The sequence below is a fragment of the Pseudomonas sp. genome, assembly GCF_049645325.1.
Lineage (GTDB): Bacteria > Pseudomonadota > Gammaproteobacteria > Pseudomonadales > Pseudomonadaceae > Aquipseudomonas.
On sequence record NZ_JBARTQ010000011.1, the window covers coordinates 1 to 3,840 of the forward strand.

Sequence of the window (3,840 nt, forward strand, 5' to 3'; positions counted from 1 at the left end):
GCACCGAGGTGATGCTGTCGCAGGCAAGCTAGCTCCTTCAAAAGCCCAGCCCCCATATCGGGTTGCGTTTAGATCCAGCCGCTGCTCTGCATGGCCTTGTACACCGCCACCACCGCCAGGATGAAGAACGCCGTAGCCGCCAGTCGACGAATCAGGGTCAATGGCAGTTTGTCCGCCGCAAAATTCCCCGCCAGAACCACCGGCACGTTGGCAATCAGCATGCCCAAGGTGGTGCCGATAATCACCAGCCACAACTCAGGGTATTGCGCCGCCAGCATCACCGTGGCGATTTGCGTCTTGTCACCGATTTCCGCGAGGAAGAACGCGATCAACGTGGTCAGGAACGGCCCGAATTTGCGCGTGGTACTGGCTTCGTCATCGTCGAGTTTGTCTGGCACCAGGGTCCACAACGCCGTGGCGCAGAAGCTCGCGGCGAGGACCCAGTGCAACACCGCATCCGAGAAGAAACGCCCAAACCACGCCCCCACGGCACCGGCGGCCGCATGGTTGGCCAGGGTCGCGGCAACGATACCGGCGATGATCGGCCAGGGTTTGCGAAAGCGTGCGGCAAGGATGAGTGCGAGCAGTTGCGTCTTGTCGCCGATTTCGGCCAAGGCAACGATTGCGGTAGGAACGAGTAATGAATCCAGCATCAGGTAAGTTTCCAGGGGCGGGTCGACACGGCTATGACACGTACAGCCTTCCCGCCCCGGGTAAGGTGTTCGTGTCATAGGTCTTGTCAAACCCCGGTCCGTCTGTGCGGACTCCTGGGTCGCATACGCCATGGTCTGTTGACCAAGTATGTTGACGTATGCCGGACGAGCATGGCGCTCGTGGGAGACTACTCCCCTAGGACGGAGCGGATTCTGCCTAGGCAAAACCCATTCGGCAAGCCTTCTTTTTCAAACACCTGTCAGCCGCGCTTGGCACGGTAAATGCGGAATCCATTGCCTTCGGCCTTGATGGCGCACACACCCAGATGCTCTTCGATCAGTGGCTGGTACTTCAGGAAGCTGTTGGCGACCAAGCGAAGTTCGCCGCCTTTTGCCAGGTGTTTCGCCGCTTTTCGCAGCAAGTTTTCTGTGGCGAAATAATCGGTGTGCACCCCGACATGAAACGGCGGGTTGCTCAAAATCGCATTCAGACCCATCGGTGCAGCGTCGATGCCATCACCGGTCAACACCTCGGCTTCCAACCCGTTCGCAGCCAGGGTCAGACGACTGCTGGCTGCGGCGAACGCGTCCACGTCGAGCAGGGTGACCGTGTTGTGCGGGTAGCGACGTTTGACCGCAGCTCCCAGCACGCCGGCGCCACAACCGAAGTCGAGCAAGTGGCCGCTGGGCAGCTTGTCCAGGTGCTCCAGCAACAACTCGGTACCGCGATCCAGGCGTCCGTGGCTGAATACGCCCGGCAGGCTGACCACTTTCAGCGGTCCTTCGGCCAATGGCACGTCGAAGACCTGGGCCAGGCTCTCCAGCTCGACCGCTTGCGGAGCGTTGACCACGGTGACCTGCCACAGCTGGCAATGCCGCGCGTTGTCGAGCTTGCGGGGCTTGCCGAAAGGAATCATCTGCTTGGCGGCGCTCTCGATGCCGCCTTTTTTCTCACCCACCAGAAACACCTCGGCGCCCGGCAGGCGAGCGGTCACGGCGTTGAGCAGGTAGTCGGTGAGGTCCTTGGACTTGGGCAGAAAGATCACCGCTGTATCAAACGCACGCTCAGGCACGTTCACGCCGAACTGGCTGCGCTCGGGGAAGCGCGCATCCAGCGCGGCCTGGTCGCCGGCATGCCAGCTCCAGCCGTGGGCGTTGGGCAAACGGCCGAGCAAATCGTCGGCGGGCAACCCTACCAGCAACAGGTTGCCTTGAAAAAGTTCGGCCTGACGAAGCAGTACTTCACTGCGCGGATCCATGGTCTGCTCCTTGAAAAGGGGCGCAGTTTATCAACTGACGACGCGCAGCGGGGCGCCACTGAAAAAGCCCCGGGCATTTTCAGTCAACTGGCCGACAATCCGTTGCCGCGCTTCGCGACTGCCCCAGGCATTGTGCGGGGTGACGATAAGCCGAGGGATGTCGCCAGCCAGCAACGGGTTGCCATTGACGGGCGGCTCCACGCTCAGCACATCGGTCGCTGCGCCGCCCAAGTGGCCGCTGCGCAACGCGTCCGCCAAGGCCTGTTCGTTGATCAAGCCACCGCGCGCGGTGTTGACGATAAACGCGCCTGGCTTGAGCAGCGCCAGTTCGCGGGCACCGATAAAGTCGCGGGTGTGTTCGTTAAGCGGGCAGTGCAAGGTCAGCGCATCGACCTGCGCCAGCAATTCATCCAGCGGTACGCGATCGGTGCGGGCAGGGCGCCCGGGAATCGCGCCGAGTACGACGCGCATGCCGAAGGCTTCGGCCAGGCGCGCCACGGCGCTGCCGAGTTCACCGTGGCCGAGCAGGCCAAGGGTCTTTCCTTCCAGCTCGACAATCGGGTAGTCCAGCAGGCAGAACTGCTTGGCTTGCTGCCATTTGCCGGCCGCCACATCCTGTTGATAGTCCTTCAACCGCGTCGCCAGGTTGAGCAGCAGCATGATCGTGTGCTGCGCCACCGACGGCGTGCCATAGCCCTGGCAGTTACTCACCGTGATGCCATGGGCGCGGGCGGCGGCGAGGTCGACGTTGTTGGTGCCGGTGGCCGACACCAGGATCAGCTTGAGGTCGGGGCAGGCCGCCAGGGTCTCAGTGCTGAGCGCAATTTTGTTACTGATGACCACGTGAGCGCCTCGCACGCGCTCGACTACATTCTGCGGCGTGGTGTCGGTGAATAATTCCAGCTCGCTGAAACTGTTGCGCAGTTCGCTGAGGTCGAGGTCCCCTAGGTCCAGGGATGGGTGATCAAGGAAGACGGCGCGGCGATTGTTCGTCATCAACTGTACCTTTTGCGACTGGGTTCGAAGGCGTAATCTGCCGAGCCTATCAGATGAAATAATCAGTTACTTAATGGAGTGAACATGTACGCCGCCGAGTTTTTGACCGTAGCCTTGATTCACTTGTTGGCGGTGGCCAGTCCTGGCCCGGATTTCGCCGTGGTGGTGCGCGAAAGTGTCACCCACGGCCGCCGCGCCGGGACCTGGACGGCACTCGGTGTCGGCTCGGCGATTTTCCTGCACGTGGGTTATTCGTTGCTGGGCATCGGCTTGATCGTGTCGCAGTCGATCGTGCTGTTCAACGCGCTGAAGTGGGCAGCGGCGGCGTACCTGCTCTACATCGGCTTCAAGGCCTTGCGCGCGCAGCCGGCCAAGCCTGTCCCTGAGGGCGAATTGCACCGTGAAGTGGGCGAGCGCACGCCGCGTGGGGCTTTCACCGCAGGGTTTGTTACCAATGGCTTGAACCCTAAGGCCACGCTGTTTTTCCTGTCGTTGTTCACTGTGGTGATCAACCCGCACACGCCGCTGGCGATTCAGGCCGGGTATGGCGTGTACCTGGCGGTGGCGACGGCGTTGTGGTTTTGCCTGGTGGCGATGTTGTTCAGCCAGCAGCGCGTGCGGGCGGGTTTTGCGCGGATGGGGCATTGGTTTGATCGGACCATGGGCGCGGTGTTGATTGCCATTGGTGTGAAGCTGGCGTTTACCAGCATGAAGTAGGTGTTGCACTGTTTCTGAAGGGGTGGGGCAAGGTGGGTTGTGTGTGTATCCGTTATTTGGGTGATGGCTGAGATGGGTTCCGCTCTTACAGCGGGTCACTTTTGATAGAGCCCAAAAGTAACCAAAAGGCTCTTGCCCCTCCACTCGGTGCCTCGCTGTGGCTCGGCATGCCCGCACTCCGGCTTGAATCCGTGGGCCGCCGCCACGCGCCATCC

4 protein-coding genes and 1 riboswitch are annotated in these 3,840 nt (G+C 61.5%); of the genes, 1 reads left to right on the plus strand and 3 read right to left on the minus strand.

The window, feature by feature from the left end:
* Window positions 1-68 precede the first annotated feature (68 nt).
* From WBB95_RS00300 to WBB95_RS00310, 3 genes are all read right to left on the minus strand, one after another.
* Window positions 69-653 (minus strand): TMEM165/GDT1 family protein, encoded by a 585-nt coding sequence (locus WBB95_RS00300; protein ID WP_424485775.1) that lies wholly within the window; start codon window positions 651-653, stop codon window positions 69-71.
* 88 nt (window positions 654-741) lie between these two features.
* Window positions 742-863: riboswitch (yybP-ykoY riboswitch) on the minus strand.
* A gap of 50 nt (window positions 864-913) precedes the next feature.
* Window positions 914-1,912: a methyltransferase gene (locus tag WBB95_RS00305; protein ID WP_424485776.1), complete on the minus strand. Its 999-nt coding sequence runs from the start codon at window positions 1,910-1,912 to the stop codon at window positions 914-916.
* Window positions 1,913-1,942: 30 nt separating this feature from the next.
* Entirely contained in the window at window positions 1,943-2,908 is a 966-nt protein-coding gene (locus WBB95_RS00310) for a 2-hydroxyacid dehydrogenase (protein ID WP_424485777.1), read from the minus strand.
* Window positions 2,909-2,992: 84 nt separating this feature from the next.
* Here WBB95_RS00310 and WBB95_RS00315 point away from each other — a divergent pair, with 84 nt between their 5' ends.
* Window positions 2,993-3,625, plus strand: coding sequence for a LysE family translocator (locus tag WBB95_RS00315; RefSeq protein ID WP_424485778.1), 633 nt, complete (start codon window positions 2,993-2,995; stop codon window positions 3,623-3,625).
* The last annotated feature ends 215 nt before the right edge of the window (window positions 3,626-3,840 follow it).